This window comes from bacterium, from assembly GCA_009926305.1.
In the GTDB taxonomy this organism is placed as follows: Bacteria; Bdellovibrionota_C; UBA2361; order UBA2361; family RFPC01; genus RFPC01.
Map to the genome: position 1 here is coordinate 1 of RFPC01000186.1, position 1,860 is coordinate 1,860.

1 protein-coding gene is annotated in these 1,860 nt (G+C 45.4%); it reads right to left on the reverse strand.

Going from position 1 to position 1,860, the window contains the following annotated elements; translation table 11 throughout:
• Positions 1-58: 58 nt before the first annotated feature.
• A complete protein-coding gene (locus EBR25_13600; GenBank protein ID NBW42017.1) occupies positions 59-1,774 on the reverse strand; it encodes an ABC transporter ATP-binding protein in 1,716 nt (571 codons plus the stop codon).
• Positions 1,775-1,860: the final 86 nt, after the last annotated feature.

The window sequence follows — 1,860 nt, forward strand, 5'->3', positions numbered from 1 at the left end:
TCTCTCACGGTATATAACGTTCGGATAGCATTCTAAGAAACTTACTAGCATTAGGAAGCTACTGCGCAACAAAGGAGCTAAGCCTTGGAGAAGCATTGAGCAACTCTTTTGTGTAGGAATGGCTAGGCCTACTATAAAGGACTTCAGCAGGACCTTCCTCAACGATGACGCCATCTCTCATAACGATGAGCTCATTCGACATGTGGCGAACCACTTCTAGGTCGTGTGAAATAAACAAATAACTCAATCCTAATTCTTGCTGAAGATCTTTCAATAGGTTTAAGATTTGCGCCTGTACTGAAACATCGAGTGAGGAGACAGGTTCGTCACAGACGATAAGGCTCGGCGTTAACGCTAAGGCTCTGGCAATTGAAATGCGTTGCCGCTGACCCCCAGAAAATTCATGAGGATAACGATTTAAAGAGTCCGAAGGCAATCCGACTTGCTCTAACAGAGTGCACGCTCGACTACGCCTCTCTATGTCTGAAGAACCTAGGCCATGAAGAATCATTGGTTCCTCTAATATTTGCCACACAGTAAACCTCGGATTTAAACTCCCAAAAGGATTTTGAAAAACAATCTGCACCCTGCGCTTATAAGACGAGATCTCGTCTTTACTCATCTTGAGAAGATCTATTCCATCAAAAAAAATTTGGCCCGAATTGAACTTCATCAAGCGAAGTATACATAGAGCCGTTGTCGTTTTTCCAGAACCCGACTCTCCAACAATGCCCAGCGTTTGTCCCTGCCGTATAGAGAAAGAAATATCTCTTACCGCAATAAATTTTTCCGTTTTAAATAAATGGACCCGTCGGTCAAAAACCTTCTTGAGATTGCGAACCTCGAGTAAAACCTTTCCAAACTTCGCTGGATATTTATCGTTGTACTGTGGTCGGTGTTCTTGAGAGCTAACGTCTCTTAACGAGATGAAATCCTCAAGGACTTTCAGTCGATGCCCTGGCTTATTCGCTCCAGGCCTGCACATGAGCAATGCTTTCGTATATGTATTCTTGGGACGAGTAAAGACCTCCACGACTTCTCCTGCCTCAACCACACGGCCGGCGCGCATAACCACTGCATGATGCGCAAACTCACTTACTAATGCGAGATCATGGGTAATAAAGATCATGGCCATTCGGCGCTTCGCCTGAAGGCTTAGAAGAAGCTGAACTATTTGCCTTTGAATGGTAACGTCGAGTGCGGTAGTAGGCTCATCTGCAATCAGCAGATCTGGTTCCATGGACAAAGCCATCGCTATCATGACTCTCTGCTGCTGACCTCCGGATAACTCGTGAGGATAGGCATTTACTCGGCGTAACGGCTCAGCAATACCCACCTCATGGAGAAGATCTAATGTTTTCTCATGGGCCACCTTGCGTGACATTCCCTTATGAACTCGCAACATCTCAGAAAGTTGAAACCCCACAGGAAAGACGGGATTCAATGAACTCATAGGATCTTGAAAAATCATAGAAATCTTTCGGCCACGCAAGGCTCTCATGTGCGAGTGCGAGAGTTTTAGTAAGTCATTCCCCTTAAAGAAAATGGCTGAGGTATCTCGAACTCGGACGGCTCTCTTGGGAAGGAGCCCCATAATCGCCAAAGAGGTAACCGACTTTCCGCTCCCGGATTCACCGACGACAGCAAGTGTTTGTTCCGAAAAAATCTGAAACGATACATCGCGAACCGCCTGAACTATTCTGCCCGAAGCACTTCGAAAATCAATAGTCAGTCTATCAACAGAGAGCAATGGAGACCTAGAGGTTTCAACCATATCAATGAGTGAGCTTTGGGTCTAACGCGTCTCTTAAAGAGTCAGTAAGCAGCGATAAAGCCGTAACAAAAATTACCATTGATACA